Below are 1,371 nucleotides of genomic sequence, written 5' to 3'. Positions count from 1 at the left end.
AGAACCTCATGACCCACAACAACTAGTCCGGCTAGCTGTATGAGGGCTGGACGTTAGTGACACCCTCCCGGACTCGAGATGCTGGTGGCCAGCCCCCTGCGCCGCTGTGCCGGCGGTGGTAGTTGTAGTGGATGTTCCAGACAGAGATCGCGGACGAGCGGTCCTCCTCGCTGTTGAAATTTCGGGCATAGAGCAGTTCCTCGGCCAGGATTCTCTGGTAGCGCTCGACCTTTCCATTGTGCTGCGGGGTGTACGGCTTGGTCTTCTGATGGCGGGTGCTCTGCCTACGATCCACGCGAAGTCACCGGACCGGTAGCACGCCCCGTTGTCGGTAACGACACGGTGGATGTGGGTGATGCCGTGGGCTGCGAACCAGACTTTGGCTCTGGCCAGGAACGCCGCCGCGGTGGCTCCCTTCTCATCCGACAACGGCTCTGTGTAGGCGAGTCGGGAGAAGCCGTCGACGGCCGAGTGCAGGTAGGTGTAACCGCGTTTCGCGCCAGCCGCTTTCGCTCGACTGACAGTCTTGGTCTGGTCGCTGTCGCGGCCATGGATGCGCCAGCCGCCGCCGTCGGGTATTCGGCCGACCTTCTTCACGTCCAGGTGCACCATATGACCGGGCCAGCGCGCGACGATCTTCCCGGGATTGCGATTGTTGTCTCCACCGGGATCGATGAACCTGCGTCTGCCCAGGCCGAGCCTGGTCAGGTGCCGAGTGACAGTGCGGCGGTCAATCCTGAACCCACTGTCGGCAAGCTCGTCGCTGATGCGCTGAGCCGACCACTTATGCTCACGCCGCCAGGTTTCGATCTGCTTAACGACCCATGCCGGCGTCACGTTGGGACTCCGATGTGGCGTCGAGGATCGATCGCGCAGCCCGGAATCGCCATGTCGTCGCCATCGATTCACCCACTTCGACGCGCACGCGCGAGAGATGCCCATCTCGGCTGCGACGTGTGCGATCGGTCGGGTACGGCAGCGTCGGATCAGCCGTCGACGGCCTTCGAGGCTGAGGGGTGCGTTGGCGTGGGTCATCGACCTTGCCGCCGTGCGGAGTGGGCGGGGTGTGCGTTCCTTCCGGTTTTGGCACTCTTCGTAGGCGACGCGCTGGTAAAGAGGCGAGCCCACTGCTCCGCTGAGAGATCTTTGGGCAGGGACGAGGAGCGAATCCCCTCGCTCTTCAACAACTGGAGCGCTCCCCGCTTTCCGAGTGAGCTGGATACGTTAGCCAGGATCTCGCCGATACCCCTGCCCCTACTGGTGAAAACGTCATGGACGAACTGTCGGTAGGACTCTCTCGCGTCTGGGCTGAGCAATGGGTCCGGACGACGAGTCATCTCCAAGAGGCCACCGTCCACGCTCGGGGCTGGC

At 63.2% G+C, this 1,371-nt stretch carries 1 protein-coding gene and 1 pseudogene; both read right to left on the bottom strand.

Annotated features, from left to right (window positions below; genetic code table 11):
* Positions 1 to 31 precede the first annotated feature (31 nt).
* Positions 32 to 1,035: pseudogene (locus tag HMPREF3105_RS12730) on the bottom strand (IS481 family transposase).
* On the bottom strand, positions 1,032 to 1,371 hold a 340-nt coding region (locus tag HMPREF3105_RS07825), incomplete at its 5' end, for an rRNA adenine N-6-methyltransferase family protein (protein WP_246830354.1). The pseudogene HMPREF3105_RS12730 and the gene HMPREF3105_RS07825, both read right to left, overlap by 4 nt.

The organism is Micrococcus sp. HMSC31B01, assembly GCF_001816085.1.
GTDB classification, from domain to species: domain Bacteria; phylum Actinomycetota; class Actinomycetes; order Actinomycetales; family Micrococcaceae; genus Micrococcus; species Micrococcus luteus.
Note: the sequence above shows the minus strand (reverse complement) of the source record. Positions and strands in the feature narration are given on the sequence as shown.